Genomic DNA, 26,090 nt, shown 5'->3' on the forward strand with positions numbered 1-26,090 from the left:
TTCAACATATGAGAATGCGCCGTCACCACCAGCAAGACGAAGACACCGGCATCGACCTGACGCCGATGCTCGACGTGGTTTTTATCATGCTGATCTTCTTTATCGTCACCAGCTCGTTTATCAAAGAGTCAGGCGTCGACGTGCAGCGCCCGCAGGCGCAAACCGCCAGCCCGCAGGACAAAGGCAACATTCTCATCGCCATCACCGCTGACGGGCAGGTGTGGATGGACAAAAAAGTGGTCGATGTACGCAGCGTGCGCGCCCATGTTGAGCGTATGCGCGTCGATCAGCCAGACGGTGCCGTGGTGGTGCAGGCCGATCAAGATGCACGTACCGGCCTGGTGGTGCAGGTGATGGACCAAGCGCGCCTGGCTGGCGTGCAGGATGTTGCCTTGGCCGCTACGGCGGGAGCGCGTTGATGCGCCTGCCACTGTCTTTTGCCGCCGCCTGTGTGATGGCGTTGGCGCTGTTCGGCCTGATGCTTTATATGGTCGCGCCGCCGGCGAGTAAGCCGAGTGACGAGCCGCTGACGGTGGCCAATTTTGTGCGTTTGGACGGTAAGTCTAGCGATACGGCGACGCGCACCCGGCAACAGGCGCCGCAGCCCCCGCAGGCACAAACGCCGCAGCCGCCAACACCCCCGGCGCCGATGACGGCCACTCCGAGTGCCAACCTGCCGGCCCTGGATTTGCCAGTGCCGAGCCTGAGCGCGGGGATTGCTGTGAACAGCGCGCCGACGCCGAGTTTGACTGGCCTGGCAGCAGGCGCGGCAGCGCCAAGCGTGGCGACGCCCGGCGCGCCAGCCCCAGCGATGCGGGCGGGCAGCCGGGTGGCCCGGAAAGTGAAGTCATGCCGCTTAACGACGTCAGTCCTAATTACCCGCGCTATGCCTTGCAGCGCGGCATCGAAGGCTACGTGAAGCTGGCATTCACCATTAACCGTGCCGGCGCAGTGGAGAACCTGCGTGTTCTCGAAGCCAGTCCGCAGAATGTGTTCGAGCGTGAAGCGCGCCGCGCTGCGCTGCGCTGGCGTTTTGCGCCGCGCACCGAGGGTGGCCTAGCGGTGCCGCGCGAAGCGGTGAAAACCCTGTACTTCCGACTGGAAGGAGGTCGCTGATATGTATCGCTTACTGTTGCTGATCGCGCTGTGTGGTGCGGGTGTCGCGCAGGCGGCCGGACAGAACGTCGACCCAAGTGTGTTTCGTGCCCTGGATGCCGCGCAGACGGCGCAGAAGAAAGGCGACTACGCGGCCGCACGACGTGCTTTGGAGGCTGCCAACGGCCAGTCGGGTAGTCTGGAGGAAGCGCTGCTGTGGCGCAGTCGCGGTTACCTGGCCTGGGCCGAAGGCAATAATCCTCAGGCCATCGAACTGCTCAATAAAGTGCTGAAAAGCGCCAAGCTGGACGCCGAGCTGCAGGCCGCTGAAGTGCTCAATCTGGCTCGCCTAAACCTGGTCGAACGCCGCTACGCCCAGGTGGTGACCCTGCTTGCGCCGGGACAGGCCAACGCCAATGAAGAGGTGCTGCAGATGCTGGTGCAGGCTTATCAGGGGCTAGGCCAGCCGACTAAGGCGCTGCCCCTGGCCGAGCGTTACGTGCAGGCCAATCCGCAGGCGGCCGACAGCTGGCTGCAGTTTTTAGTCGCAATAAATGCGGACGTGAAACGCTACCCAGCCGCCGAGCGTTGGCAGCGTCAACTGCTGGCGCGCCAGCCGAATAATGCCCAGGGCTGGCGTCAGTTGGCGGCGTTGCAGCAGCTCAGCGGTAATCACGCTAAGTCCCTGGCGACCTTGCGCGCGGCCTACCAGAAGGGGCTGCGCTTCAATGAAAATGAGTTGGATAACCTGGTGTTGCTGGCCGGCGCCGCCGAGCAACCCTGGCAAGGTGCCACGCTGCTGGCCGGCATGCTCGATCAAGGCTTGCTGCCGCGTACCGCCGCTCGCGAAGAACGCCTGGCGCTGCTCTGGTGGCAGGCGCGCGAGCGCAGTCAGGCTGCGCAGATTTTTCGTGAGCTCGCCGAGCGTTCGGGCAGTGCTAAACACTGGATGAATCTGGCCCAGTTGGAGATGGAGCAGGCGCGCTGGCAGGCGGGGCTGGATGCCCTGGCCAAGGCCGAGCGAGCTGGCGCCGAGCGCAGCAAAGTGCGCAGTTGGCGGAACTGGGCGGAAAGTGAGTTGAGCTTCGAGCGGGAAAAGCGTGTGGCCAGCGCCGGCTAATCGACTGCCGGTTGTAGCACCTAATAAAAAAAGCCAGACCGAGGTCTGGCTTTTTTCTGGCTGGTCGCCGCGTAGAGCCTGGGTGCGTAGGGTGGGTTACGCGCCGCGCCATGATCGTGTTCGGTTGATCGGTCGGCGCACTGCGTCTGACCCACTCTATGGGTCAGACGCTTAGCTGTCCGGCAGCTCATAGGCATAAATCTTTTCCGCCTCCATCTGATAGCCCGCTTCGGCCAGCTCGCTGCTGGTCTGCTCGACTTTTAGCGGGCCTTCAATCCAGAACGGCTGGTACAGCGCATCGAGCAGCACGCCCAACTCACTGGTGACGTGAACGATCTGATTCGACGGCGGTGGCGGCACGTGGATGCACGCGCCGAAGTACGGCACTAAGAGAAACTCGGTTACTCGGCCTTCCTCGGTGACATCCAGCGGCACGATATAGCCGGGCAGTTTTACCGCTTGGCCATCCAGCGCCTGCACCACTGGGGCGGCCGGCGATTGCTGCTGGCTGGCGGGCCCGGACTCGGCCAGGGCGTCGGCCAGCTGCGAGAGGTCATGGATCGGTGCCGGTTCAACCACTTGCGGCGGCGCATCGGCGGGGACCATTTCCGACCAGGTCAGCTCGCGCACCTCGGCAGCCGCCAGCGGCAGGGCCAGTGTGAGCAACAGAGTGGCGAGCAGGGAACGGTGCATGCAAAGAAGCCTCATAAGCGGATCGATAAGCCATCGGCCAGGGATTGGCGATACGCACGCCAGGCCGGTACACAGCCCATCAACAGGGCGGCGCTCAGGATAGCGCCGAGCAGCGTCCACTCATAGCGGGTTGGCAGATTCAGGGGCAGGTACAGGCCGTAATTCGCCTGCACATAGCCCTGCGCGCCGGCGATACCCAGGTACAGCAACAGCAAACCGAGCAGTACGCCAGCCAGAGCCAGGGCAAAGGCTTCAACAATCAGTAGGCTGGCGATATGCCAAGGACGCGCGCCGACCGAGCGCAGAATCGCCATTTCCCGGCGGCGTTCGTTGAGGCTGGTGAGAATCGCGGTAAGCATGCCGATCAGTCCGGTCAGCACCACGAACAGTGAGACCACGAACAGCGCTTTCTCGGCGGTACCCATCAGGCTCCACAGCTCCTGCAGGGCTACGCCGGGCAGTATCGCCAGCAGCGGTTCACCGCGAAATTCATTGATTTCCCGTTGCAGGCTGAAGGTGGCGATCTTGCTTTTCAGGCCGAGCAGCACGGCGGTGATCTGCTTGGGCTGTAGATCCATGGCCCGCGCTTGTTCCGCGCCGACCTTGGCCGCGCCGCGTGCCGGCATGCCGTTTTGCCAGTCGACATGCAGGGCTTCCATACCGGCCAGCGAGATATGCAGGGTGCGGTCTACTGGTGTGCCGGTGCGGTTGAGTATGCCGACCACTTTGAACGGTTTGTCGTCATGTTTGACCAGGCTGATGGTGGCCACGCCGTGGGCCAGTACCAGCTCCTGATCGAGCTGGTAGTTGAGGGCCTGGGCCACTTCTGCGCCGAGCACCACTTCAAACGGGTTATCGGCAAAGGCGCGGCCGCTGCTGAGTTGCAGCGGCTGGGTGCGGGCGTAGCGGTAGTGCTCGAAATACGCCGGGCTGGTGCCCATCACTCGGTAGCCACGGTGCGAGTCACCCAGGGAGATCGGGATGGCCCACTTGACCTGACGATGGTCGGCGAAGTGCTCGAAGCTCTCCCAACGGATGTTGTTGGTGGCGTTACCGATGCGAAATACCGAGTACAGCAGCAGGTTCACGCTGCCTGAGCGCGCACCGACAATCAGGTCGGTGCCGCTGATGGTATTGGCAAAGCTGGCACGGGCTTCCGTGCGCACCCGCTCGACCGCGAGCAACAAACACACAGAAAGCGCGATGGCGAATACGGTGAGCAGTGCAGTAAAGCGGCGGTTGCCCAGGCTGGCCAGGGCGAGACGCAGTAGGTACATCGTTAAATCTCCGCCAGACGGGTGGCTTTGTTCAGTTCGGCCAACGACAAGCTGCGATCGAATAGGCGCGCCAGGCTTTGATCGTGACTGACAAACAGCAGGCTGGAACCGGCGGTACGGCATTCGGCGAATAGCAGCTCGAGGAAGGCTTCACGGGCGTCGGCATCCAGTGCAGAGGTGGGTTCGTCGGCGATTACCAGCTCCGGCTGGCCGATCAGCGCGCGGGCGGCGGCGACGCGTTGTTGCTGGCCGATCGATAGGTCGCCGGCGCGGCGTTGCAGCAGTTCCGGCTGGTGCAAACCGAGGTGGGCGAGTAGGGCGCTGGTGGCCTTGGCTACGCTGCCGTGGCGCTGCACTGCACGGCCCGCGCGCAGTTTGGAAAAGTGACAGGGCAGTTCGACGTTTTCACGCACCGAGAGAAACGGCAGCAGGTTGAACTGCTGGAAGATATAGCCGGTGTGATCGACGCGGAAGCGGTCGCGGGCGCCGGCGGACAGTGTGCTCAAGTCCTGATCGAGCAGTTGGATGCTGCCGCGATTGGGCTTTTGCACACCGCCGAGCAGGCCCAGTAGGGTGGTCTTGCCGCTGCCGCTGGGGCCTTTGAGAAACAGGCTTTCGCCGCGTTGCAGGGTGAAGCTGTCGATGTCCAGCAGTTCGGGCTGGCCGGGCCATGCAAAGCCGAGGTTAGAGAGTTGGATCAGGGCTGAACTCATGGGGGAACTCGTTTGGCGCGTAGGGTGGATCGGGGCGCGTAGCTGACGCTCTTTTCATCCACCGCAAAATTGCAAGGGTGGATGGGTGAAGCGTCATCCACCCTACGTTAAATCGGCAAAAAATCAGAAACTCAGAGTCGGCTCCGCGGGGGTTAGTTCTAACCCTTGCTGACCATTTGGGCCGATCAGTTGTACCTGAATTTTCTCGGTGGCGGGGAAGCGCTTGAATAGCTCGGTCAGATCAAGCTGCTTGAGCTGGTCGGGGGCCTGGCAGTCGAGGGTGTAGTGCGCGTCGATGTCACTGTGAGCGCTCTCATGCTCATGTGCTTCAGCATGTTCAGCAAACAGCGGGCTTTGTAATTCCGTCTGGCTAAGGCTGCAGTCGCCGGCATTCACGCCGAACAGCACTGTTGGCTGTTCCAGCTGGCTACGCGCAGCGGCGACCTTGGCTTTGTCCGCATCCGTCTCGGCGTTATGTTCGAAACCCACTAGGTTCATGGCTGGGCTCTCCAGTTGTAGCTCCAGCACATTTCCATCGAGCACCACGTTGAGTTGCGCGGCGCCGTGCGCGTGGGCATCCAGGCTGCCGTGCTCGGCATGCTGATGCTCATCGTGCTCATGGTTGTGTTCGGCAGCATCGGCGGCAAGCGGCAGTAGGGCAAAAGGCAGGGCAAGTAGCAGGCGGCGCATGGTGGTCTCCGGTTCGAAATAATTACTTGTTACGTTATAACAACTTTATGGGGCGCATGACCAGTCTTCCTTGGCGTCCTCGTTGTGGCGTGGGAGCATGGCGGCTGATCAGTAGAGGGACTGGGTGATGGTACGAATTCGTGGGCAGATCGGCGCCTGGCCGGTGGACCTGACGGTTGAGCTGGATGCGCAGGATTGGGCGCAACTGGCTCAACATGTGACCTTGGAAGTGCCTGCTGCGCCGGCAGCGGCTGCCGCACCCGTAGCCAACGATGCGCTATGGCAAACCACGCTGGCATTATTACGTAAGGCCGGGCAGCTTGAAGGGCCGCACTTGCTTGGGCAACTGGCGGGACTGGCAGGTAGTGAGGTAGCAGGCAAGCGCCTGTTGGTGCGCTTGCGTCATTGCGCGCAGGTGCGAGTGGAGGCGGGCGCTGATGCGCCCATTTACCATTGGGTGGGTTGATGGGCGACGCGCAGGCGTTGCTGCGCGCCGTCATCTTGCGATTAATCTGTCGCGGCTAAAGCCCCGGCCACGGAGTTCACTGTGCACGTGGGAGGGGCTTTAGCCGTGAGATTCGCACCGAACGGCAGATAGGGTTTAGTAAATCGCTTGATACAGCTTGCGTCGGTAGGCCGTGACCAATGGGTGGTCATTGCCGAGCAGGTCGAAGACTTGCAGCAGCGTCTTGTGCGGTAGGCCGTCGGCGTAGTTACGGTTGCGGATAAACAGCGCGAGCAGGGCGACTAATGCGGGCTCGTAATGCTGGCGCGCCAACTGCTGCACCGCCAGTTGATAGCAGGCTTCATCATCTTCCGCGTTCTGCCCCAGGCGGGTTTTCAGGCTGGCAACGTCGGGCAGTTCGCTGGCCTGGCGCAGAAAGGTCAGCTGCGCGCGGGCGCCGGCCAGGGCTTGTTTGTGCTCATCGCCTTTGACGGCGCCTAACACGGCTTCGGCTTCGTCCAGTTCGCCGCGTTCGGCCAGGCAGCGCGCGTAGAGAATGAGCGCCGCAGCTTGTTCATTATTCTCCGTCAGCAGCACTTTGAGTACAGCTTCGGCATCGGCAAAACGCCCTTCGCTGAACAGCGCTTGCGCGGCTTCCATCGGGTCGGCTGCCGCGGGTGCAGGCTCGGCCACATGGGGCTTGAGCATCTCGCGGATCGCCGACTCGGGCTGCGCTCCGGTAAAACCATCGACCGGCTTACCCTCTTTGAACAACACCACGGTAGGCAGGCTGCGAATGCCAAAGCGGGCGACGATATCTTGCTCGATGTCGCAGTTGACCTTGGCCAGCAGCAACTCGCCCTGATACTCCTCGGTAATTTTCGCCAGCAGTGGCATCAATGCTTTGCAGGGCGCACACCATTCAGCCCAAAAATCCACCAGGACGGGTTGCTGGAAGGAGTTTTCGATGACCAGCTGTTCGAAGCTGGCGCTGCCTGCGATATCAAAAATATAAGGGGAGTCGCTCATGGTCGGTCTCGGCTGAAATGCAATGGGCTATAAATGCGGGCGCGGCGCGCTGGATGCAAGGGGCGATTTAATCGCGCTGCGCGTGGTACAGGCTGACGTGGCGAAACTCAGCCGGCTCGGCCAGGTCTGGCCAGGTGCACGCCTCGATTATGCCAAGGCGCTGATACAGCGGGTGCTGGAAGTCGCGTACCCGTGAGTCGGCCACCAGCGCTTGGCGGCCGCGACTGAGGAACTGGTCGAGCAGCGGCAGGTTGGCGCGGTCATACAACACGTCGGCGACGATGATCAGGTCGAAGCGATCAGCCTCTTGAAAGAAATCCGCCGAGTAACTGAGCTCCACATCATTCAATGCCGCGTTGGCTCGGCAAGCGTCGATGGCCAATGGGTCGAGGTCGCAGGCCACCACTTCCAGTGCACCGGCCTTGGCGGCGGCAATGGCCGCCACGCCGGAGCCAGTACCGAAATCCAGTACGCGCTTGCCGCGCACCCACTCGGGGTGTTCGGCCAGCCAGCGTGCCAGCACCAGGCCGCTGGCCCAGCAGAAACACCAGTAGGGCGGCTCTTCGAGGATGCGCCGAGTCTCCTCAGGGCTGAAGGCGCGGTCCATATTTTCCGCATCGATCAGCCAGAGTTTGAGGTCCGTGCCGGGCAGAGTTTCCGCGCTGAGCTGAGCATCACCCAGCAGTTCGCTGAGCGCGGCTTGCAGGGCTGCTGGTGCGGTCATGGCGCGGGCGCCAGGCGTAGTTGGCCGAGGGTTTGGGTTTCGGCTTGGGTAATCGGCTGCGCGGGCAAGCGCAGAATCAACCGGCCGGCCTGATTGGCGCGGCCGTGCAACTCGATGCGCGCGTGCTTGCTGAAGGTGTCTGGGTTGAATGGCAGGCGAAACGCCAGCGGGCTACCCGTGCCGCGCAGCTGGATATTGCCCAGCAGCGCCTGGGGGCGACCGCGTTCGTCGACGGCCAGCAGGGCGAGCTCGACATCTGCGCCGCTTGGCACATTGAGCAGGCTGCCACTTAGCTCGCGCTGATAGGCGGGTAGCGGCGCTGTTGCCGCCTGGGCTTGAGGCGGTGTGGTCGTCGCGGCGGGTGGACCATCGCGGGTGCAGGCCGCCAGGAGCACTACCAGGCTCAATGCGATCAGCGATTGCAGCGGCGTACGGTTTTTCATCGAGGGCATCAACTCCGCTGGTTTGGGTGGGCGCCTGTATACCGCAAAGCCCTCGGTTTGTCTTGCCAGAGGGATGCGCTACCATGGTGCTTTCGTTCTAAGGCTGGCTTTATTTATGCACTGCCCTTTTTGCGCTGCCAATGACACCAAGGTGATCGACTCACGGCTGGTTGCCGAGGGCGGGCAGGTACGTCGTCGGCGCGAATGCGTGGCCTGTGAAGAGCGCTTTACCACCTTTGAAACCGCCGAACTGGTGATGCCGCGCCTGATCAAACAGGATGGTAGTCGTCAGCCATTCGATGAGGACAAGCTGCGTGCTGGCATGCAGCGTGCGCTGGAAAAACGTCCGGTGAGCATCGAGCGTTTGGAAGCGGCCATCGCCCACATCAAACACAAGCTGCGTGCCACCGGTGAGCGTGAGATCAAGTCGCTGGTGCTCGGTGAACTAGTGATGGGCGAGCTACAGAAGCTCGATGAAGTGGCTTATATCCGCTTCGCCTCGGTGTACAAGCGCTTTCAAGACCTCAACGAATTCCGCGAGGAAATCGACCGTCTATCCCGCGAGCCCATCAAAGGTTGATGATGAATTCCGATCACGCCTTTATGGCCCGTGCACTGGAGCTGGCCCGTAAAGGCCTGTACTCCACCCACCCCAATCCCCGTGTTGGCTGTGTAATCGTCCAGGATGGGCGCATCGTCGGTGAAGGTTGGCATGCCCGTGCGGGCGAGCCCCATGCCGAAGTGCATGCGCTGCGCCAGGCCGGTGACAAGGCGCGTGGTGCCACGGCCTACGTCACGCTGGAACCTTGCAGCCATCACGGGCGCACGCCACCCTGTGCTGATGCGCTGGTCAATGCCGGTATCGCTCGTGTAGTGACGGCCATGCAAGACCCCAATCCACAAGTTGGCGGCAATGGTCTGTTGCGGCTGATGCATGCGGGTATTGCGGTGCAGAGCGGTGTGCTGGAGGTTGAGGCACGCGCCCTGAATGCCGGCTTTATCAAGCGTATGGAGACGGGCCTGCCATTTGTACGGGTCAAGCTGGCGATGAGTCTGGACGGGCGTACCGCCATGGCCAGCGGCGAGAGCCAGTGGATTACCGGCCCTGCGGCGCGGGCGGCGGTACAGCGATTGCGCGCCCGCTCCAGCGTGGTGCTAACCGGTGCCGACACGGTGCTGGCTGATGATGCGCGCTTGACCGTACGCCCCGATGAGTTGGGGCTCGGCGCTGAGTTAAGTGCTTTGGCGCAGGCGCGGCCGCCGTTGCGTGTGCTGGTCGATGGACGCTTGCGGGTGCCGCTGAGTGTGCCGTTTTTCCAGGCCGGCGCTGCCATGGTGGCGACCTGTGCGGCGGCGTCTGCACGAGATCGCTATCTCGACGATGGACACGAACTATTGGCCGTGCCGGGCAGCAACGGGCATGTTGACCTGCGCAAACTACTGGTTGAGTTGGCCGCGCGTGGTGCTAACGAGGTGTTGGTTGAAGCTGGTCCGCGACTGGCCGGGGCGTTTGCCCGCTTGGGGCTGGTAGATGAGTACCAACTGTTCGTCGCGCCCAAACTGCTCGGCTCCAGTGCGCGGCCGCTGCTTGACCTGCCGTTAGCGCGGATGGCCGACGCACCCGCGCTGAAAATTGTCGAGATGCGTGCCGTCGGTGATGACTGGCGAATTATCGCGGTGCCGCAACCTGCCGCGTGATGGGTGGCTCTTGATGATGGTCTGGCATTACCGATGCCTCGTTATTAGCAATGGCGGGCCATTCAGGCTGTCAGTTGGCGATGCAGAGCAGCGGCTATTTATGGTAAAACGCTTCTCGGCTACGCAGGTGGTCGTAACGTTCTCAGGGCGGGGTGTAATTCCCCACCGGCGGTAATGACGCGCAAAGTGTCTAGCCCGCGAGCGCTTGTCCAAGGCGGTGTAAGCCCCGGGGCAAGGTCAGCAGACCCGGTGTGATTCCGGGGCCGACGGTTAAAGTCCGGATAAAGAGAGAGCGGGATTGCCTCTATAAGGCGCATTTAGGTGCGTCTTGAAATCCCTATCGATCAAACACGCCCTGTTTTTTATAAAACAGGAGTTGGTCTAGATGTCTGATTTATTTTCCGTGCCGCGCGCATCTGGCGTTCCCCGCCAGTGCTTTGCCGTGGGCGCTAAACAGGGGGTGGCATGTTTACCGGCATAATCGAAGCCATTGGCAGCATCCGCGCACTGACGCCCAAGGGCGGTGACGTACGGGTGTATGTGGAGACTGGCAAGCTGGACCTCGGCGACGTCAAACTGGGCGACAGCATTGCGGTCAACGGCGTATGCCTGACCGCTGTTGAGTTGCCAGGCGATGGTTTCTGGGCTGATGTCAGCCGCGAAACCTTGGCGCGCACCGCGTTTATCGATTTCAAGGCTGGCAGTAAGGTCAACCTGGAAAAGGCCCTGACGCCCACCAGCCGTCTAGGTGGCCACCTGGTCAGTGGGCATATTGACGGCGTCGGCGAGATCGTCTCGATGGCGGAAAATGCCCGTGCTTGGCAGTTCACCATCCGCGCCCCGCGTGAGTTGGCCAAGTACATCGCCCATAAAGGCTCGATCACCGTCGATGGCACCAGCCTGACGGTCAACTCGGTCAACGGTGCTGAGTTCGAGCTGACTATCGTGCCGCATACCTTGGCCGAGACCATCATGATCGACTACCGCCCTGGCCGTCAGGTCAATCTCGAAGTGGACCTGCTGGCCCGTTACCTGGAGCGTCTGTTGCTCGGTGACAAGGCTGCCGAGCCTACTGCCTCGGGCATGACCGCAAGTTTTCTCGCCGAACACGGCTACCTGAACAAATAAGGAATCGCCTGCATGGCTCTTAACAGTATCGAAGAACTGGTCGAAGACATCCGCGCCGGCAAGATGGTCATTCTGATGGATGACGAAGATCGCGAGAACGAAGGCGACCTGATCATCGCCTCCGAGTGTGTCACCGCCGAGCACATCAACTTTATGGCGCGTTTCGCTCGCGGCCTGATCTGCATGCCGATGACCCGTGAACGCTGCGAAACGCTCAAGCTGCCGCTGATGGCGCCGCGTAACGGTTCCGGTTTTGGCACTAAATTCACCGTCTCCATCGAGGCCGCCGAAGGCGTCACCACCGGTATCTCCGCAGCCGACCGCGCGCGCACCGTGCAGGCCGCAGCCGCGAAGAACGCCCAGGCCGACGATATCGTCAGCCCGGGGCATATCTTCCCGCTGATGGCGCAAGCCGGCGGCGTGCTGGCGCGTGCCGGCCATACCGAGGCCGCTTGCGACCTGGCGCGGATGGGCGGCTTCGAGCCGAGCGGGGTGATCTGCGAGATCATGAACGACGACGGCACCATGTCGCGTCGCCCGGAGCTGGAAGTGTTCGCTGCCGAGCACGGCATCAAGATCGGCACCATCGCCGACCTGATTCACTACCGTTTGATGCACGAACGCACGGTTGAGCGGGCCAGCGAGCAGGTGCTCAACACCGAGCTGGGCCAGTTCAACCTGGTGACCTACCGTGATGGCGTGGAAGACACCGCACACATGGCCCTGACGCTGGGCGCGGTGTGTGCGGAAGAACCGACCCTGGTGCGCGTGCACAACATGGACCCGCTGCGCGACCTGTTTCTGGTCAACCAGCCGGGCCGTTGGAGCCTGCGTGCGGCCATGGCCGAGGTGGCTAAGGCCGGTAGCGGCGTGGTGCTGCTGCTGGGCAATCCGCTGACCGGGCCAGAGCTGCTGGCGCTGCTGGATCGTCAGCAACCGGCCAGCCCGGCTACGTACAGTACGGTCGGTGCTGGCTCGCAGATTTTGCGTGACCTCGGCGTGCGCAAGATGCGCCTGATGAGCTCGCCGATGAAGTTCAATGCGATATCCGGCTTTGACCTAGAAGTTGTAGAATACTTGCCCGCTGAATAACGACTGCCGCGCTACGCGCTGTTTCGTCGGGCCGTCCATTTTTTTGCCCCTGGCTCTTTAACGCTATATGAGAATTGTTCCATGACCCTGAAGACCATCGAAGGTACTTTCATCGCCCCGCAAGGCAAATTCGCCCTGGTCGTCGGCCGCTTTAACAGCTTTGTTGTCGAAAGCCTGGTAAGTGGCGCCGTTGACGCCCTGGTTCGCCATGGCGTGAAGGAAGACGACATCACCATCATCCGTGCGCCGGGTGCCTTCGAGATCCCGCTGGTGGCTCAGAAAGTCGCCCAGCGTGGTGACTTTGACGCGATCATCGCCCTCGGTGCAGTCATCCGTGGCGGCACCCCGCACTTCGAATACGTGGCGGGCGAATGCACCAAGGGCTTGGCCCAGGTGTCCATGGAGTTCGGTGTGCCGGTCGCCTTTGGCGTGCTGACCGTCGACTCTATCGAGCAAGCTATTGAACGTTCCGGCACCAAGGCCGGCAACAAAGGTGCAGAAGCTGCATTGTCTGCCCTCGAAATGGTTAGCCTGCTGGCGCAGTTGGAGGCCAAGTGAGCCAGACCGACGGTAACGGGCAGCCACCGCAAGCGCCGAAAAAAGGCCCTAGCACCAAGACCCTAGCACGCCGTCAGGCGCGCACGCTGGCCATGCAGGCACTGTATTCCTGGCACATGGCTGGGCAGCAGTTGAACGAAATCGAAGCGCAGTTCCGCGTCGATAATGACTTCACAGCAGTGGACGGTGCTTACTTTCACGAGATTCTGCACGGCGTGCCGCGGCAGAAAAGCGAGATCGACGGGGCTTTTGCGTCGTTGCTGGATCGCCCGCTGGATGAAATCGATCCCGTTGAGCTTTCGATCTTGCGTCTGTCGACCTTCGAGCTGAAAAACCGCATCGATATCCCTTATCGCGTGGTGATCAACGAAGGCATCGAGCTGGCCAAGGTGTTTGGCGCAACTGACGGGCACAAGTTCGTTAACGGCGTGCTGGACAAGCTGGCGCCGCGTTTGCGGGCCGATGAAGTTCGCGCTCACAAGCGCTGATCTGGCTTGAGTGCCTTGGGTGAGTTCGAGCTGATCCGTCACTACTTCGCCGCTGCGTCCTGTGCGCAGGCTGGCGAAGGCGTGGCCTTAGGTATTGGCGACGACTGTGCCCTGTTGGAGTTGCCAGCTGGCGAACAGCTGGCCATCTCCACTGACACCCTGGTTAGTGGGGTGCATTTTCCCCAATCACCTGACCCTTATCTGCTCGGCCAACGCGCGCTGGGTGTCTCGGTCAGTGATTTAGCTGCGATGGGCGCGACGCCTGTCGGCTTTACCCTCGCCTTAACCTTGCCTGGCGCCGAGCCCGATTGGCTGCAAGCCTTTGCTCGCGGTTTGGACCACATGGCGCAACGCTGCACGATTCGTTTAATTGGCGGCGACACCACCCGCGGTCCGCTGAGTCTCACCCTGACGGTTTTCGGCCGTGTGCCTACCGGCATGGCGCTGACGCGAAAGGGTGCCCAGGTCGGTGAGCTTCTCTGCGTGGGTGGCGAACTGGGCGATGCCGCGGGTGCGTTGCCGCTGGTGCTGGGGCAGCGACATGCCGACTCCGTCGTGGCCGATGCGCTGCTGGCGCGTTACTGGTCGCCCATGCCGCAGCTTGCTTTGGGCCTGGCCCTGCGCGGCAAGGCCAGCGCCGCGCTGGATATCTCCGATGGTTTACTCGCCGATTGCGGGCATATTGCCGCCGCGTCTGGCGTGGGGTTGATTATCGAGCAGGCGCAGGTGCCGCTTTCCGCCGCCTTGCGGGCCTTCGCCGGAGAGTCGGCGGCGCGTCAGTGCGGGTTAAGTGGCGGCGATGATTACCGGCTGGCCTTTACCTTGCCGGCGCACTATCTCCCTGAGTTACAGCAGGCCGGCTTGCCGGTGCAGGTGATTGGCCGGGTAGTGGCCGGCCAGGGCGTTACCCTGCTGGACCCACACGGTCAGCCCGTTCAGCTGCCCCGTAGCGGCTATCAACATTTTGGAAGTGTCCGTGACTGATCATCCCAAGCAAGTTCCTGCCGAGTTCGTACCGCCTTCGGTGTGGCGCAATCCCTGGCATTTCCTGGCCTTCGGTTTCGGCGCCGGCACCTTGCCGAAAGCGCCGGGTACCTGGGGCTCGCTGGTGGCATTGCCTTTTATCCCGCTGCTTCAGTTACTGCCGGACTGGGGTTATTGGCTGATGCTCGGCCTTACCATGCTGTTTGGCTTCTGGCTGTGCGGCAAGGTGGCCGATGACCTGCGGGTGCATGACCATGAAGGCATCGTCTGGGACGAAATGGTCGGCATGTGGATTACCCTTTGGCTGGTACCGGACGGCTGGGGCTGGCTGCTGCTAGGCTTTCTATTGTTTCGCCTGTTCGACATTCTCAAGCCGTGGCCGATTCGCTGGATCGATCGGCATGTGCATGGCGGTGTCGGCATCATGCTTGATGACGTACTCGCGGGAGTATTCGCCTGGTTGGCGCTGCAACTGATTGTCTGGGGTTGGGCCAATGGGCTGGCTGCTGCACTGGGTTGGTGATGTGTAGGAGGTAGGCAATGGAGCGCTGCGTTTATTGGATGCTGTGGGCGGTAGTGAGCGTGGTCAGTACCTTGGCCTGTGCTATCGAGCCGACACCGGTACGCATCGCTGCCGAGTCTTGGCCGCAGCACACCAATGCCGATGGTCACGGCCTGGCCTGGGATATTTTCCGGGCGGTGTATGAGCCGGCAGGCGTGCAGTTGCAGATAAACAGCGTGCCCTATACCCGCTCGATTGGTCTGGTGCAGCGTGGCGAAGCCGACGCCTGGGTAGGCTCCTATCGCAATGAAATCGCTGACCGTGTGATTTACCCACGTTGGCACTATGACGCCGACAATATTGTGGCGCTGGGGTTGGCCAGCACGCCAGCGCCGACCCTTGAAAGCATCGGTTCGTTTCGCCTGGCGTGGGTACGCGGTTATGAATACCAGCGCTATTTGCCAAATTTGCACCAGTACCGCGAAGTGCTGCGCCGCAGCGGTATCCTCGGCATGCTGGATCAGGGGCGCACAGATTTCTATCTCGACGCTCAAGATGAAGTGACATTTATTTTGCGTGATGCCCGTGTGCCGTCGCGTTACCGCGTTTATCCGTTGACTGAGTTGCCGCTGTATTTGGGCTTTGGCGATAACCCGCGTGGCCGGGCCCTGGCCGATTTGTTCGATAAACGCATGGACGTGTTGGTGGCAGATGGCAGTTTGCGGCCGATATTCCAGCGCTGGAAGCAGTCTTATCCGTTTGATTAACCTGTGTGAGGCCGTCCATGTACGCCCTGAAATTAATCCTATTGAGCGTGCCGTTGCTATTGAGCAGCTGGGTAATGGCGGCCACCCAGGTGCGCGTCGTCGGCCTGTTCCCCGGCGCTGCCGTATTGAATGTTGAGGGGCAGCGCAAACTGGTCAAGGTCGGCCAGGTTGGCCCGCGTGGTGTGCAGGTGATCAGTGCCGACAGCCGTGGCGCGGTGTTGCGTGTCGACGGTATTGAGCGCAGCTATAGCCTCAGCCGCGAGTACAGCAACGGTTTTGCCGAAGCGCAGAAGAAGCAACTCAGCGTGGCCAAAGGTATCGGGGGGCATTACTGGGTGGCTGGCTCAGTGAACAGTCAGTCCATCCAATTTCTAGTCGATACCGGCGCTACCTCGGTGGCTCTAAATGATGAGCATGCTCGCCGGTTGGGTATTGATTACCGGGTGATTGGCTCGCCTTTGCAAGTCAGCACCGCCAGTGGCACGGCACGCGGCTGGCGCGTGACGCTGGATCGGGTCAAGGTCGGTGAGCTGGAAGTGTTGGGGGTTGAGGCTGTGGTGCTCGAAGGCAGTTCACCTCGCGAAGCCTTGCTCGGCATGAGCTTCCTCAGTCGGGTTGGCTGGAAAGTGGAGCAGGATATGCTGGTGTTGGAATCCAAGTACTAAGAGCCTGTTTACGGTCTGCTGCGCGTCGGCCCTGTGGCGTTAAAAACAGGGCGCCAGCTCGCAAGAGTGGAAACAAATGCTAGGCGGCTCGATCCTTATCATCAGTAATTCAGGCTGACCGGCTGCTGGGGCCTGCTGTTACAATGCCGGCCTGATTATTCCCTGCCCATTTCCTTTAGGAGTATCCGGTGTCCGTCGTGTTTGTCGCCGCCTCCCAGTTGCCTACGCCTTTTGGCCTATTCACCATGCATGGCTTCCTCGAAGAGGCCACCGGCAAGGAACACGTTGCCCTGACCTTTGGGGATGTCGCCGATGGCGCCCCTGTCTTGGGCCGCTTGCACTCCGAGTGCTTGACCGGCGATGCGCTGTTCAGTCTGCGCTGCGACTGCGGCTTCCAGCTGGAAGCGGCGCTGCGTGCAATTGCGGATGAAGGCCGTGGCGTCTTGCTCTATCTGCGTCAGGAGGGTCGTGGTATTGGCCTGCTGAACAAGATCCGCGCCTATGAGCTGCAAGATGGCGGTGCTGACACAGTCGAGGCCAACGAGCGCCTGGGCTTCGGCGCCGATCAGCGTGACTACGCAATCTGCCTGCCGATGCTCGATCATCTGGGCATTAGCCAGATCAAGCTGATGACCAACAACCCGCGCAAGGTTAAGGCGCTGGGCGATATGGGCATCAATGTGGCAACCCGTGTGCCGTTGCAGATCGACCACAATCCGCATAACAAAAAGTACCTCGCGACCAAGGCTGGCAAGCTCGGGCATATGCTCGGCAGCCTGCACCAGGGCGAGGTTGAGGAAAGCCTGTGACACGCAGCGAAGTGCGCCGGCGGCTGGCGCTGGAGTGGTGGCGGCAGCTGGCCGTAACCCTACTGCCGCTGTTTGTGCTCAACCTGCTGTTTGGGGCTGAGCAGCAGACCGGCTTGCTGACCATGCCGCTGTTTATCGCCGGCCTGGCTTCAATGTTTGCCAGCTTGCCCTTGTTCAGCCGCTATAAGCGCGCCTTGGTGGCCACTGAAAAAGCCCTCGATACTGCCGCCGAACACGATGCCTGGCTTGAGTTGGCGCGCGTTCGACGCCTTGGGTTTTTGGGTGCCGCAGCGCCGGCCTGGATTGCGGCCGTTGCGGTGTTCGCCGGCCTGGAAGCGATTCCGCTGATCCTGCTGGCGATTTCCAGCGTCGTCATGCTCTACCTCTACCGCATCCCTCGCCAACTCGGCTGATGCGCGCGCTTGTTGTGGCCCTGTTGGCGCTGCTGGCCTGGCCGGCAGCGGGCGCCGAGCGGCTGATCAGTCTGGGCCCTCTGTAACTGAAATCGTGCTTGAACTCGGAGCCGTCGACCTGCTGGTGGGCGTGCTTGATGCGGGGCCGCGCCCGCCTGCGGCCGCGCATGTGCCTTCCGTCGGGCGCTACGGACAGTTGGAAATGGAGCGCGTCATCAGTCTGCAGCCTGACCTGGTGTTGCTCTTGCCTGAGAGCATTAGCCGGGCGCAGCGTCAGCAGTTGCAGGCCTTTGGCATCCCTATGTTGGTCGTTAAACCGCGCAAGCTGGCCGACCTGGCGCAACAGTTTGTCGAGATCGGTACGCGTATCGGTCGTGCCGAACAAGGTTTGCGCCTGCAGCAGCAATTTCTTGATGGGATGGCTGGTTTAGCTCAACGCTATCGCCGTCCACAGCCACTGCGGGTGTTTTACCAGGTCTGGGATGTACCGATGTATACCCTTGGCGGCCAGCAGATTATTAGCGATGCCCTGCGTGTTTGTGGTGCCGAAAATATCTTTGCCGACCTGAGCCTGCCGGCTCCGCAAGTGAGTGTCGAGGCCGTCTTGCAGCGCAACCCCGAGGTGATTCTGGCCGGCAGCCAGGCGCAACTAGATGCCTGGCGTAACTGGCCAGTCGTGCGCGCGGTTGAGCTGGATCAGCTCTGGTTAGTGCCCGATGATGGCCTGGAACGGCCAAGCTTTCAGATGTTGGGGGCGATGGAGCGTCTGTGTCAGGTGCTGGCCAGCGCGCACTAAGCCCCGCATGTTGCGGGGCTTAGTGCGCGTTTCAGTTGGCGCCTCAGAGCTGAGGCGTCCAAGTCACGGCAAACAGTGCAGTGCGCCCTTCGGTGTTGAAACCGTAGCGGCCATTGTTGGTTTTGTAAGTTGCTTCGGCATAATCCTTGTCGAAGATGTTATTCAGCTTCAGGTTGAATGCCACCTCCTGGCTCGCTTGCCAGGCACCGCGCAGGCTGAGCAGGCCATAGCCACTCAGCTCTTGGGTGTTATCGGCGTCGTCGTAGCGGCCACTGACTGCACGCCAGCTGATGCCGGCAGAAAAAGCGCCGAACTCGCGATCCAGATCCATGCTCAGCGTGCGTTTGGCGCGGCGAGCGAGGGTGTTGCCCGTGTCGCGATCACGTGGGTCGATCAGCGCGAGTGCCAAGTTGCCCTGCCAGCCGAATAGCTCCTGCTTTAGCGCAGCTTCGAAGCCATTGATGCGAGCGGTCTGCACATTCTGCGGAATAAAGTTCTGGTCGAGAACAATCGCGTCTTGCAGGTCGATGCGGTACAGCGACAGTTCCAGCGCGCCGGTTTCACTGTAGCGGTTGCGCCATAGCGCTTCATAGCTTTTGGAGGTTTCTGGCTTAAGGTCGGGGTTGGCGCTGGCGGAGCAAAAGCCGCCGAAGCAGAAGTCGGGGTAATACAGGTCGTTGAAGGTCGGTGCGCGGAAGCCTTCGCTGTAGGACAGGATCAAATCGTTTTTGTGACTGAACGGCACAGTTAGCGCCGCGCTCCAGGTGTTTTCGCTGCCGAACTGCTGGTTCCTGTCATGGCGCAGACCCAGCTCAGTAGAAAAAGAGTCGGCGTTGTAGCGGTGTTGGATAAAGCCTGCCTGGTTCCAGCGCGAGTCCTCAGTAAAGTCCTCGCTGCCATTCACGCGATCCTCATACCAGTCGGCACCCAGCAGCACTTGATGGCGCTCGTTGAGGGTCAGGGTGTTCACCCAGTTGACCGAGTCGCGGTAGGTATTAAAGCTGTAGAACGAGAATGCGCTGGCGTTTGTCTGGTCGTTGCCGGTGTCGCGCTTGTCCTCGCTGTGGCCGAATTCCAGGCGACTATTCCAGGTGTCGTTGATGTTGCCATCGATGTGGCTGGACAGGCTGCTCAGCTGGAAGTCGGTAGTGGGCAGTGAGGCGCTGAAGAGGTCTTCGAACTCGGCTTGGCCGCGTTGATCGAGCGCGCTGAATCCGACTTTCAAATCGTCATTGAAGCGGTGCGAGAGGTTCAGGCTCAGCGATTTATTGCGATAGGCATCGTCATCGCCGTTGGCTCCGAAGTTATCGCGGGTGGCGTCGATCCCCTGGGTTTCATCGAGGGCGGCGCCCAGGTTGAAGCGGGTCTGTGCATCGCGGCCGGACAGGCCAAGGCTGCGCTCGAAGGTCTGGTTGCTGCCGGCGCCAAAGCGTACATAGGGCTTGAGGCCGTCACCGCTGCCTTGGCGGGTGAAAATCTGCACGACGCCACCGATGGCATCCGAGCCATAGAGCGCCGAACGCGCGCCGCGTACGACTTCAACGCGCTCAATCTGCTCCGGGCTGAGGAACTCCAGACTGCTGGTGCCGCTGGAGGCAGCAGAAATGCGCTGGCCGTCTACCAGGACGAGGGTTTGTGCAGTTGAGGTGCCGCGCACGAACAGACCGGTCTGGCTACCTGCTCCGCCGGTACGGCTGACGCTGACGCCGGGCACGCGCTCAAGCAGCTCTGCCGCGCTGCGCACTTGCAAGCGTTCAATATCTTTGCGGGTAAATACTGTAGTTGCAGCGGTCGCCTGTTGGATTGGTTCAGCATACCGCCCGGATGTCACAACCAATGGCTGCAATTGGAGTGGGTTCGCATGAGCAGTCAGCGGCGCAAGCACCACGGCCAGGGCAAGGCGGGACAATTTCACGTAGAGAATCCTCAAAAGGTCGGAAGACTTTTGAGGAGGGCAGGTGCAAGAACGGGCGCGCGGACGCAGCCTGAGCTTGACGGTGATGCCCTCCGCAACACCAGTCACATCCAATAAGGCCGGTCTCCGGGCTCTCGACGTGCGCCGCTTCGCCTTCCCGGGGTAGCCCAGTGGCGGATGAAGCTGCGTGCAGACTCGCTCTGCGGTCGATTACCGTTGCGGGGGCAGCGCCGGGATAGCTCTTTATGAGCGCACCGGCTTCCCGTTTAACGCCGCTTTACGGATAAAGAGGCGCACCTTGTTGGAAGTAAAACGTCGCGCACCTTAATGCGCGGTGGGATGAACTACAAGCAAGCGGCGTTCAGCGCTGGATGAGCGGTACTCATACAGCCTGTAGTGCGAGCCGGGCGCGTATAGCCGCTTCGATGCCGGCAGCATCCAGCCCACACTCGGCGAGCATCTGCGTGGGTTTGGCGTGCTCGACGTAGTAGTCAGGCAGGCCCAGGTGCAGCAGCGGTTTGAGGATGTTCTCGCGGGCAAGGAACTCGCTGACCGCACTGCCGGCACCGCCCATCACGCTGTTCTCTTCAATCGTTACCAGCAGTTGATGGCTGGCGGCCAGTTCGCGTACCAGGGCTTCGTCCAGCGGTTTGACAAAGCGCATGTCGACTACGGTGGCATCGAGCGTTTCGCCGACCTTGAGTGCTTCGCTCAGTTGTACGCCGAACACAAGTAGGGCGGTTTGTTTGCCCTGGCGGCGGATGATGCCTTTGCCAATTTCAAGAGGCTCAAGGCCTGGCTCGATGGGCGCATTAGGGCCTGTGCCGCGCGGGTAGCGTACGGCTGCCGGGCCATCGAACAGGTGGCCGGTGGTGAGCATGCGGCGCAGTTCGTTCTCGTCACTCGGCGTCATCACCAGCATGCCGGGGATACAGCGCAGGTAGGAAATATCGAAGCTGCCGGCGTGGGTCGGGCCGTCTTCGCCAACCAGGCCTGCACGGTCGATGGCGAACAGCACGTCGAGGTGTTGTACGGCTACGTCATGAATCAGCTGGTCATAGGCACGCTGGAGGAAGGTCGAGTAGATCGCAACCACCGGCTTAACCCCGTCGCAGGCCATGCCGGCGGCCAGGGTCACCGCGTGCTGTTCGGCGATGGCCACGTCGAAATAGCGCTCGGGGTAACGCTCGCTGAACGCCACCAAATCCGAGCCTTCTTTCATCGCCGGGGTTATACCGACCAGGCGCGGGTCTTGCGCGGCCATGTCGCACAGCCACTGACCGAATACGCTGGAATATTTCGGGCCTGTTGGCTGCTTGGCCACGGGCGGGGCGTTGATTGGCTCCAGCTTGGTGATCGCGTGATAGCCAATCGGGTCGGCCTCGGCTGGCGCAAAGCCCTTACCTTTCTTGGTCACCACGTGCAGGAACTGCGGACCGTCGAGGTCACGCATATTGCGCAGGGTGGCGAGCAGGCTGGGCAGGTCGTGGCCGTCGATCGGGCCGATGTAGTTCCAGCCGAGTTCTTCGAACAGGGTGCCGGAGACCAGCATGCCCTTGGCATGTTCTTCAGTTTTGCGCGCGATCTCCCAGGCGCCGGGCAGCTTGGACAGCACTTTCTTGCTGCCTTCACGCATGTTGGCGTAGGTACGACTGGAGAGGATCTTGGCCAGGTAAGTGGACAGACCGCCGACATTTTTCGAGATCGACATGTCGTTGTCGTTGAGCACCACCAGCATGTTGGCTTTGACGTCGCTGGCGTGATTCAGCGCCTCGAAGGCCATGCCGGCGGTCAGCGCACCATCACCGATCACCGCGACCGATTTGCGCTTGCTGCCCTGCATGCGCGCCGCAATGGCCATGCCGAGCGCCGCGCTGATGCTGGTGCTGGAGTGGCCGACGCCGAAGGTGTCGTATTCACTTTCCGAGCGGCGTGGGAAGGCGGCGATGCCGTCCTTCTGGCGCAGGCTGCCCATTTGCTCGCGACGGCCGGTGAGAATCTTGTGCGGGTAGGCTTGGTGGCCAACGTCCCACACCAGGCGGTCGTCCGGCGTATCGAAGACATAATGCAGCGCTACAGTCAGCTCGATTACACCGAGGCCCGCGCCGAAATGCCCACCCGTTTGCCCGACGGTATACAGCAGGTACTGGCGCAACTCGTCGGCCAGGGTTTCCAGCTCGGCTTCGCCCAGGCGGCGCAGCTCGTCCGGCGTATTGGCGCGGTCTAGAAGGGGCGTCAGCGGGCGCTCACGGGGAATCTCGTGGAAGGTCGTCGGCATCGGGCAGATCGTTATAGGAGCAAAAGATGCGGCAGTTTACCCGATGCGCCGGAAACTGCCCAAACATGCTTCGGTTCAACGCTGCTGTTGCCCGGATTGCATCCGGGCTACGGTCAGTGGCTTACCAGGTATCGACTGCGCGCTTCTTGCCGGTGCGCGGCGTGGGCGTTGGCGCTGCATTCAGGCCGCGCAGCAGCCAGGCGCGGGTCTCCACCGGGTCGATCACCGCATCAATCTCCAGAAAGCTGGCCATATTGATGCCCTTACCGTTTTGGTAAGCCTTGGCCACCATTTTGTCGAACAGCTGCTGGCGCGCGGCGGGTTCTTCGATAGCTGCCAGCTCCTTGGCAAAGCCCAGGCGTACCGCACCCTCCAGGCCCATCGCGCCAAACTCGGCACTGGGCCAGGCGATGGTAAACAGCGGCGAATGGAAGCTGCCGGCGGCCATGGCTTGCGCGCCGAGGCCGTAACCCTTGCGTAGCACCACGGTGAAAAACGGCACTGTCAGGCTGGCGGCGGCAACGAACATGCGCGACACATGGCGCACCGTGGCCTGTTTCTCTGCCTCCGGGCCGACCATAAAACCGGGGGTATCGCACAGCGATAGCAGCGGAATATCGAAGGCATCGCACAGCTGCATAAAGCGCGCGGCTTTGTCGCCTGCCACTGCGTCGATGGCCCCGCCCAGGTGCGCGGGATTATTGGCCAGCAGGCCGAAGGGCTTGCCTTCAATGCGGATAAACGCGGTGATCAGCCCCGGGGCAAACTGGCGGCGCAGTTCCAGCACTGAGTCGTGGTCGGCCAGCGTGGCAATGACCTGGCGGATGTCATACACGCGCAGGCGGTTTTCCGGGATCACATGGCGCAGCTCGCGCTGATCAGCACATTGCCAGTCGCTTAGCGTGCCCTGGAAGTAGCTCAGGTATTGTTTGGCGACCTGCACGGCCTCGGTTTCATCTGTCACCAAAACGTCGATGACGCCATTGGGCGCCTGCACGCTGACTGGGCCGACTTGTTCCGGTTTGAAGCTGCCCAGGCCGCCGCCCTCGGCAAACAGTACCAGCGGCAAGCGCTACTGGGCGGCTGGTAGGGCATCAGGTTGCCTGCGGCCGGGCGTGTGCTGCAATCGCTGCTCATGCTTTCCAGGTTAATCCGCAGTTGCACGGCGCAGCCATTGAGCAGTGGCGGTTGCAGCAGGCCGAGTTCGGTTAGTGAGGGTGTGTTCAATTTGGATGCGCGGGTTTGCTTCCATAAAGTAGAAACACTAAGGCTGCTCGGTATCCAGTAGAAATTTAAAGGTGCTCAGGCCTTGGTAGTCCGCCGCGGCGGCTAGCTTGAGTGCTGCTGCGATGATGCTCTGAGAGAAAGCCGTGGGCCTCATCCGGGCTGATTGCTCGAATAATACCCACCACCAGCGGTACGTCGCAGTGCTCGGCCTTTTCGCCAAGCCGTTGCAGCACCCCAGCACTGGGGCCAAAAAGCACACGCTGGCGGCTTGGCAGCTGCGGGCGAACTCGGCGTTTTCCGCGAGAAAGCCATAGCTGGGTGTACGGCATTGCTGCCCTTGGCCTTGGCAATTTCGATTAGCTGATCCATATCCAGATAGCCCCCTTGAGCGCTACGACACCATCGTCGATACCATGCTGATTAGTGTAACGAGTTCGACCAACAATAAGATTGGCGAGCGTGACCCGAAGATGGTCCAGACCACGGTACAGCGGCCAGAGTGACGGATATTACTTAAGTTTATAGGTTGTGCATGGCGAGGGCCGCGTGGTTTGCGCTGACGCAGGTTTTACATGCGTCGAGCTGCATAAAGGGAGTGCTGGTCGCGAAACGATTTTACAGGTGGCAGTCTTCTTAGCACCCAGCAAAAAGCTGGGTAAGAACAGCGCGCTTTACAAGGTCAGGTGCAAGATCGAGAAAGTCAAGGCTCCGGTGCGTGCCAGGGTTGGGCGTCTGTGCGGGTTATCGGCGGCCGTTCGGTTATGTGAAGGCGCGCTTCTTTGGCATAGTCAAAACCTGGTAATTGGTTACTTAATTCGCACTATAGAGCCTATAGGTGGCGCACAGGCATTCACTGTCGAATACCTGCGCGTCTGTAATATCGGAAGTAGCTGCCGCGAGGTACTTACGTCGTATAAACTACATAAATAAGTGAGTTGTATGGTCGTTTTCCGCTTTCAAAATCGGTGGTGGCTGAGGTCAGTCAGAAAATATGAATGCTTCAGGCCAGCCTTAGGTATTATTTTGCATGCTCGTGTATAACTTCTTTGTAAATGCGAGCCGTTTCTGCACACATACGCTCTGCTGTAAACAGCTGCTCGAACCGCCTCGCAGCTCCTGCTCCGAGTTGATTTGCTTTTAGATGGTTACTCCATAGGTCGAACATTGCTTCGCGTAACGCTTTTGGGTCCGCCGGAGGTACTGTTATACCTGTTACGCCATCAATGTTGACAAAGGTCGTACCTGTGCCGATCTCACATGAAATAAGCGGTTTGCTGTAGAGTGATGCTTCCAATAGAGAAATGCCGAAGGCCTCCGAACGCAAATGTGAAGGGAATACAAATGCATGGCAACGTTGTAGTAGACAGCCTTTGTCTCGATCCTCAATGCGGCCTAAAAACTTAACGTTACTTAAGCCGAGGCTTTTAGCCTGGCTTTTAAGTTTTTCCTCCTCTGGCCCTGATCCTGCAATTACAAGTTGCCAAGGTGCTCCTACCATCGCCTCCAGTAAAAAATTCAGTCCTTTGTAATAACGCAATACGCCGACAAAAAGGAAATATGGTTCGTTCAATTTCTGTTGCCAATGGAGTGATCGTTCAATAGATGGCTTGGGGTAGTCAGATGGTGCAAGGCCATAAGGGATTACTTCTGTTTTATCCATAAAGCACGATAAGACTTTGCTGCTTTTTATGTAATTAGGTGAGGCTACTAAGATTCGATCAGCACTGGCTAGAAATCGCTTCATTAAGGGGCGGTACATCATAAGAAGGATTTGCTGGCGCACTATGTCAGAATGATAACTGACTACGCATGGTTTTTGATGGGATGTGGCAAAGTGGACTACATCCATTACCGGCCAAGGGAAGTGATAGTGCACCACGTCTGCTTCGTGTGCCATTTCTCTAAATGCCGTAAAAGCCTCGTATGAGAATCCGGTCGAGGCGATGAATAAATCTTGTTGTGCTCGACGCACTTCGTGGTTAGCTACGCGTAATCGAGTAGGTTGTGCATCTGTAGATAGCGTTAGCACATCGCTCTCGATGCCATGCTTACGGCAACCCTCAGAAAGTTGGTAAATGACCTGCTCGATCCCGCCAGTCGTATCCGGTAGGTAGGTCTTGAAAAAATGAAGAACTTTCATGGGGCTTTAAGGTTCGCGCAGGTCAAAAAAGAAAGTATATGGTAGCTAGTTTTGTGGTTGCAGTGTGCCCCTGTGAAGATTGTCGGGCATATGCCCGGTAGGCAGCTAGTCCAATGTGAGCGTCTGAAAGCTATTTTGGCGTTGGCAAGGTGTCTAGGTTGGGCTTACAGGGTTTACTATAGGCTAGATGATTTTCACCGGCGCAGAGCATGCTGGTGAGCGTAAGTTCGCTCATGAAAAGTTGTTCGTGATGGATGGGGGGTGTGACGTCGTGAAAGGCTTGGTTGTCCTGGTCTGTCAGCATTGCCCCTAAAACAGAAGGCTCGCATCGATTTGGATCGAGGATAAGGCTTGCTAAAATGCTGTAGTGGGTTCTCCCCGAGCCACGGGTCTATACCGAG

General features: G+C 60.4%; 25 protein-coding genes, 4 pseudogenes and 2 riboswitches. Of the genes and pseudogenes, 17 read left to right on the forward strand and 12 right to left on the reverse strand.

Going from position 1 to position 26,090, the window contains the following annotated elements; all coding sequences use genetic code 11:
- Positions 1–8 precede the first annotated feature (8 nt).
- The 3 genes and pseudogenes from ACEPAJ_RS02025 to ACEPAJ_RS02035 all read left to right on the forward strand — a co-directional run bounded on the left by ACEPAJ_RS02025 (position 9) and on the right by ACEPAJ_RS02035 (position 2,215).
- Positions 9–419 carry an ExbD/TolR family protein gene (locus ACEPAJ_RS02025; protein ID WP_425913203.1) on the forward strand — a complete coding sequence of 137 codons (411 nt, stop codon included), beginning with the start codon at positions 9–11 and terminating at the stop codon, positions 417–419.
- Positions 419–1,116, forward strand: a pseudogene (locus ACEPAJ_RS02030) (energy transducer TonB). Before ACEPAJ_RS02025 ends, ACEPAJ_RS02030 begins: the two are co-directional and overlap by 1 nt.
- A 1-nt stretch (position 1,117) precedes the next feature.
- Entirely contained in the window at positions 1,118–2,215 is a 1,098-nt protein-coding gene (locus ACEPAJ_RS02035) for a tetratricopeptide repeat protein (RefSeq protein WP_425913205.1), read from the forward strand.
- A gap of 171 nt (positions 2,216–2,386) precedes the next feature.
- On the opposite strand, the gene ACEPAJ_RS02040 is transcribed toward ACEPAJ_RS02035, so the two are convergent.
- From ACEPAJ_RS02040 to ACEPAJ_RS02055, 4 genes are all read right to left on the reverse strand, one after another.
- Positions 2,387–2,908, reverse strand: a complete 522-nt coding sequence (locus ACEPAJ_RS02040; RefSeq protein ID WP_425913207.1) for a DUF3299 domain-containing protein — start codon at positions 2,906–2,908, stop codon at positions 2,387–2,389.
- Positions 2,909–2,919: 11 nt separating this feature from the next.
- Entirely contained in the window at positions 2,920–4,185 is a 1,266-nt protein-coding gene (locus ACEPAJ_RS02045; RefSeq protein WP_425913209.1) for an ABC transporter permease, read from the reverse strand.
- Positions 4,186–4,187: 2 nt separating this feature from the next.
- A complete protein-coding gene (locus ACEPAJ_RS02050; RefSeq protein WP_425913211.1) occupies positions 4,188–4,898 on the reverse strand; it encodes an ABC transporter ATP-binding protein in 711 nt (236 codons plus the stop codon).
- 123 nt (positions 4,899–5,021) lie between these two features.
- Positions 5,022–5,588, reverse strand: a complete 567-nt coding sequence (locus ACEPAJ_RS02055) for a DUF2796 domain-containing protein (RefSeq protein ID WP_425913213.1) — start codon at positions 5,586–5,588, stop codon at positions 5,022–5,024.
- Positions 5,589–5,715: 127 nt separating this feature from the next.
- Here ACEPAJ_RS02055 and ACEPAJ_RS02060 point away from each other — a divergent pair, with 127 nt between their 5' ends.
- Entirely contained in the window at positions 5,716–6,054 is a 339-nt protein-coding gene (locus tag ACEPAJ_RS02060; RefSeq protein WP_425913214.1) for a hypothetical protein, read from the forward strand.
- 135 nt (positions 6,055–6,189) lie between these two features.
- Here the strand turns inward: ACEPAJ_RS02060 and trxA are convergent, their stop codons facing one another.
- From trxA to ACEPAJ_RS02075, 3 genes are all read right to left on the reverse strand, one after another.
- Positions 6,190–7,062 (reverse strand): thioredoxin, encoded by an 873-nt coding sequence (gene trxA / locus ACEPAJ_RS02065; RefSeq protein WP_425913216.1) that lies wholly within the window; start codon positions 7,060–7,062, stop codon positions 6,190–6,192.
- Positions 7,063–7,129: 67 nt separating this feature from the next.
- Complete coding sequence (locus tag ACEPAJ_RS02070) at positions 7,130–7,786, reverse strand: class I SAM-dependent methyltransferase (protein ID WP_425913218.1); 657 nt, start codon at positions 7,784–7,786, stop codon at positions 7,130–7,132.
- Positions 7,783–8,229 (reverse strand): YbaY family lipoprotein, encoded by a 447-nt coding sequence (locus ACEPAJ_RS02075; protein WP_425913219.1) that lies wholly within the window; start codon positions 8,227–8,229, stop codon positions 7,783–7,785. Before ACEPAJ_RS02075 ends, ACEPAJ_RS02070 begins: the two co-directional genes overlap by 4 nt.
- 115 nt (positions 8,230–8,344) lie before the next feature.
- Between ACEPAJ_RS02075 and nrdR the strand changes: the two genes are divergently transcribed.
- From nrdR to ACEPAJ_RS02140, 13 genes and pseudogenes are all read left to right on the forward strand, one after another.
- Entirely contained in the window at positions 8,345–8,809 is a 465-nt protein-coding gene (gene nrdR / locus ACEPAJ_RS02080) for a transcriptional regulator NrdR (RefSeq protein WP_167376767.1), read from the forward strand.
- Positions 8,809–9,927 carry a bifunctional diaminohydroxyphosphoribosylaminopyrimidine deaminase/5-amino-6-(5-phosphoribosylamino)uracil reductase RibD gene (ribD, locus tag ACEPAJ_RS02085; RefSeq protein ID WP_425913221.1) on the forward strand — a complete coding sequence of 373 codons (1,119 nt, stop codon included), beginning with the start codon at positions 8,809–8,811 and terminating at the stop codon, positions 9,925–9,927. The genes nrdR and ribD overlap by 1 nt, the downstream gene beginning before the upstream one ends.
- A 134-nt stretch (positions 9,928–10,061) precedes the next feature.
- Positions 10,062–10,225, forward strand: a riboswitch (FMN riboswitch).
- Positions 10,226–10,392: 167 nt separating this feature from the next.
- Positions 10,393–11,055, forward strand: a complete 663-nt coding sequence (locus ACEPAJ_RS02090; RefSeq protein ID WP_425913223.1) for a riboflavin synthase — start codon at positions 10,393–10,395, stop codon at positions 11,053–11,055.
- Between the two features lie 12 nt (positions 11,056–11,067).
- The gene (ribBA, locus tag ACEPAJ_RS02095; RefSeq protein ID WP_425913225.1) at positions 11,068–12,147 is read left to right on the forward strand and encodes a bifunctional 3,4-dihydroxy-2-butanone-4-phosphate synthase/GTP cyclohydrolase II; all 1,080 of its coding nucleotides are present in this window, start codon (positions 11,068–11,070) and stop codon (positions 12,145–12,147) included.
- An 81-nt stretch (positions 12,148–12,228) separates the two neighbouring features.
- Positions 12,229–12,705, forward strand: a complete 477-nt coding sequence (ribH, locus tag ACEPAJ_RS02100; RefSeq protein WP_090243179.1) for a 6,7-dimethyl-8-ribityllumazine synthase — start codon at positions 12,229–12,231, stop codon at positions 12,703–12,705.
- Complete coding sequence (gene nusB / locus ACEPAJ_RS02105; protein ID WP_274087737.1) at positions 12,702–13,193, forward strand: transcription antitermination factor NusB; 492 nt, start codon at positions 12,702–12,704, stop codon at positions 13,191–13,193. Before ribH ends, nusB begins: the two co-directional genes overlap by 4 nt.
- Before the next feature lie 15 nt (positions 13,194–13,208).
- On the forward strand, positions 13,209–14,177 hold the full coding sequence (gene thiL / locus ACEPAJ_RS02110) for a thiamine-phosphate kinase (RefSeq protein ID WP_425913545.1): 969 nt from the start codon (positions 13,209–13,211) through the stop codon (positions 14,175–14,177).
- Positions 14,170–14,700 carry a phosphatidylglycerophosphatase A family protein gene (locus ACEPAJ_RS02115; RefSeq protein ID WP_425913228.1) on the forward strand — a complete coding sequence of 177 codons (531 nt, stop codon included), beginning with the start codon at positions 14,170–14,172 and terminating at the stop codon, positions 14,698–14,700. Before thiL ends, ACEPAJ_RS02115 begins: the two co-directional genes overlap by 8 nt.
- Before the next feature lie 17 nt (positions 14,701–14,717).
- Positions 14,718–15,446: a substrate-binding periplasmic protein gene (locus ACEPAJ_RS02120; protein WP_425913230.1), complete on the forward strand. Its 729-nt coding sequence runs from the start codon at positions 14,718–14,720 to the stop codon at positions 15,444–15,446.
- A 17-nt stretch (positions 15,447–15,463) separates the two neighbouring features.
- Positions 15,464–16,111: a retropepsin-like aspartic protease family protein gene (locus ACEPAJ_RS02125; RefSeq protein WP_425913232.1), complete on the forward strand. Its 648-nt coding sequence runs from the start codon at positions 15,464–15,466 to the stop codon at positions 16,109–16,111.
- A gap of 188 nt (positions 16,112–16,299) precedes the next feature.
- The gene (ribA, locus tag ACEPAJ_RS02130) at positions 16,300–16,920 is read left to right on the forward strand and encodes a GTP cyclohydrolase II (protein WP_425913233.1); all 621 of its coding nucleotides are present in this window, start codon (positions 16,300–16,302) and stop codon (positions 16,918–16,920) included.
- Positions 16,917–17,333: an MFS transporter gene (locus ACEPAJ_RS02135; protein WP_322950397.1), complete on the forward strand. Its 417-nt coding sequence runs from the start codon at positions 16,917–16,919 to the stop codon at positions 17,331–17,333. The genes ribA and ACEPAJ_RS02135 overlap by 4 nt, the downstream gene beginning before the upstream one ends.
- Positions 17,333–18,129: pseudogene (locus ACEPAJ_RS02140) on the forward strand (cobalamin-binding protein). The gene ACEPAJ_RS02135 and the pseudogene ACEPAJ_RS02140 overlap by 1 nt, the downstream one beginning before the upstream one ends.
- Before the next feature lie 43 nt (positions 18,130–18,172).
- Here the strand turns inward: ACEPAJ_RS02140 and ACEPAJ_RS02145 are convergent.
- From ACEPAJ_RS02145 to ACEPAJ_RS02165, 5 genes and pseudogenes are all read right to left on the reverse strand, one after another.
- Positions 18,173–20,044 (reverse strand): TonB-dependent receptor domain-containing protein, encoded by a 1,872-nt coding sequence (locus tag ACEPAJ_RS02145; RefSeq protein WP_425913235.1) that lies wholly within the window; start codon positions 20,042–20,044, stop codon positions 18,173–18,175.
- A 100-nt stretch (positions 20,045–20,144) separates the two neighbouring features.
- A riboswitch (cobalamin riboswitch) is annotated at positions 20,145–20,360 on the reverse strand.
- 66 nt (positions 20,361–20,426) lie between these two features.
- The gene (dxs, locus tag ACEPAJ_RS02150; protein WP_425913237.1) at positions 20,427–22,322 is read right to left on the reverse strand and encodes a 1-deoxy-D-xylulose-5-phosphate synthase; all 1,896 of its coding nucleotides are present in this window, start codon (positions 22,320–22,322) and stop codon (positions 20,427–20,429) included.
- Between the two features lie 121 nt (positions 22,323–22,443).
- Positions 22,444–23,370, reverse strand: a pseudogene (locus ACEPAJ_RS02155) (carboxyl transferase domain-containing protein); the annotation flags it as partial.
- 216 nt (positions 23,371–23,586) lie between these two features.
- Positions 23,587–23,868, reverse strand: a pseudogene (locus tag ACEPAJ_RS02160) (biotin carboxylase N-terminal domain-containing protein); the annotation flags it as partial.
- A 699-nt stretch (positions 23,869–24,567) separates the two neighbouring features.
- A complete protein-coding gene (locus ACEPAJ_RS02165) occupies positions 24,568–25,689 on the reverse strand; it encodes a glycosyltransferase family 4 protein (RefSeq protein ID WP_425913238.1) in 1,122 nt (373 codons plus the stop codon).
- Positions 25,690–26,090 lie beyond the last annotated feature (401 nt).

This window comes from Pseudomonas sp. GWSMS-1 (genome assembly GCF_049847425.1).
GTDB lineage: Bacteria > Pseudomonadota > Gammaproteobacteria > Pseudomonadales > Pseudomonadaceae > Aquipseudomonas.

Excerpts from the sequence above, each read along its gene's own strand:
- ACEPAJ_RS02040 (WP_425913207.1), bottom strand. The coding sequence starts at position 2,908 with ATGCACCGTTCCCTGCTCGCCACTCTGTTGCTCACACTGGCCCTGCCG.
- ribD (WP_425913221.1), top strand. The coding sequence starts at position 8,809 with ATGATGAATTCCGATCACGCCTTTATGGCCCGTGCACTGGAGCTGGCC.
- ACEPAJ_RS02060 (WP_425913214.1), top strand. The coding sequence starts at position 5,716 with ATGGTACGAATTCGTGGGCAGATCGGCGCCTGGCCGGTGGACCTGACG.
- ribBA (WP_425913225.1), top strand. The coding sequence starts at position 11,068 with ATGGCTCTTAACAGTATCGAAGAACTGGTCGAAGACATCCGCGCCGGC.
- ribH (WP_090243179.1), top strand. The coding sequence starts at position 12,229 with ATGACCCTGAAGACCATCGAAGGTACTTTCATCGCCCCGCAAGGCAAA.
- dxs (WP_425913237.1), bottom strand. The coding sequence starts at position 22,322 with ATGCCGACGACCTTCCACGAGATTCCCCGTGAGCGCCCGCTGACGCCC.
- ACEPAJ_RS02075 (WP_425913219.1), bottom strand. The coding sequence starts at position 8,229 with ATGAAAAACCGTACGCCGCTGCAATCGCTGATCGCATTGAGCCTGGTA.
- ACEPAJ_RS02125 (WP_425913232.1), top strand. The coding sequence starts at position 15,464 with ATGTACGCCCTGAAATTAATCCTATTGAGCGTGCCGTTGCTATTGAGC.
- ACEPAJ_RS02120 (WP_425913230.1), top strand. The coding sequence starts at position 14,718 with ATGGAGCGCTGCGTTTATTGGATGCTGTGGGCGGTAGTGAGCGTGGTC.
- trxA (WP_425913216.1), bottom strand. The coding sequence starts at position 7,062 with ATGAGCGACTCCCCTTATATTTTTGATATCGCAGGCAGCGCCAGCTTC.
- ACEPAJ_RS02090 (WP_425913223.1), top strand. The coding sequence starts at position 10,393 with ATGTTTACCGGCATAATCGAAGCCATTGGCAGCATCCGCGCACTGACG.
- ACEPAJ_RS02165 (WP_425913238.1), bottom strand. The coding sequence starts at position 25,689 with ATGAAAGTTCTTCATTTTTTCAAGACCTACCTACCGGATACGACTGGC.
- ACEPAJ_RS02055 (WP_425913213.1), bottom strand. The coding sequence starts at position 5,588 with ATGCGCCGCCTGCTACTTGCCCTGCCTTTTGCCCTACTGCCGCTTGCC.
- nrdR (WP_167376767.1), top strand. The coding sequence starts at position 8,345 with ATGCACTGCCCTTTTTGCGCTGCCAATGACACCAAGGTGATCGACTCA.
- ACEPAJ_RS02045 (WP_425913209.1), bottom strand. The coding sequence starts at position 4,185 with ATGTACCTACTGCGTCTCGCCCTGGCCAGCCTGGGCAACCGCCGCTTT.
- ACEPAJ_RS02035 (WP_425913205.1), top strand. The coding sequence starts at position 1,118 with ATGTATCGCTTACTGTTGCTGATCGCGCTGTGTGGTGCGGGTGTCGCG.
- ACEPAJ_RS02070 (WP_425913218.1), bottom strand. The coding sequence starts at position 7,786 with ATGACCGCACCAGCAGCCCTGCAAGCCGCGCTCAGCGAACTGCTGGGT.
- ACEPAJ_RS02025 (WP_425913203.1), top strand. The coding sequence starts at position 9 with ATGAGAATGCGCCGTCACCACCAGCAAGACGAAGACACCGGCATCGAC.
- ACEPAJ_RS02050 (WP_425913211.1), bottom strand. The coding sequence starts at position 4,898 with ATGAGTTCAGCCCTGATCCAACTCTCTAACCTCGGCTTTGCATGGCCC.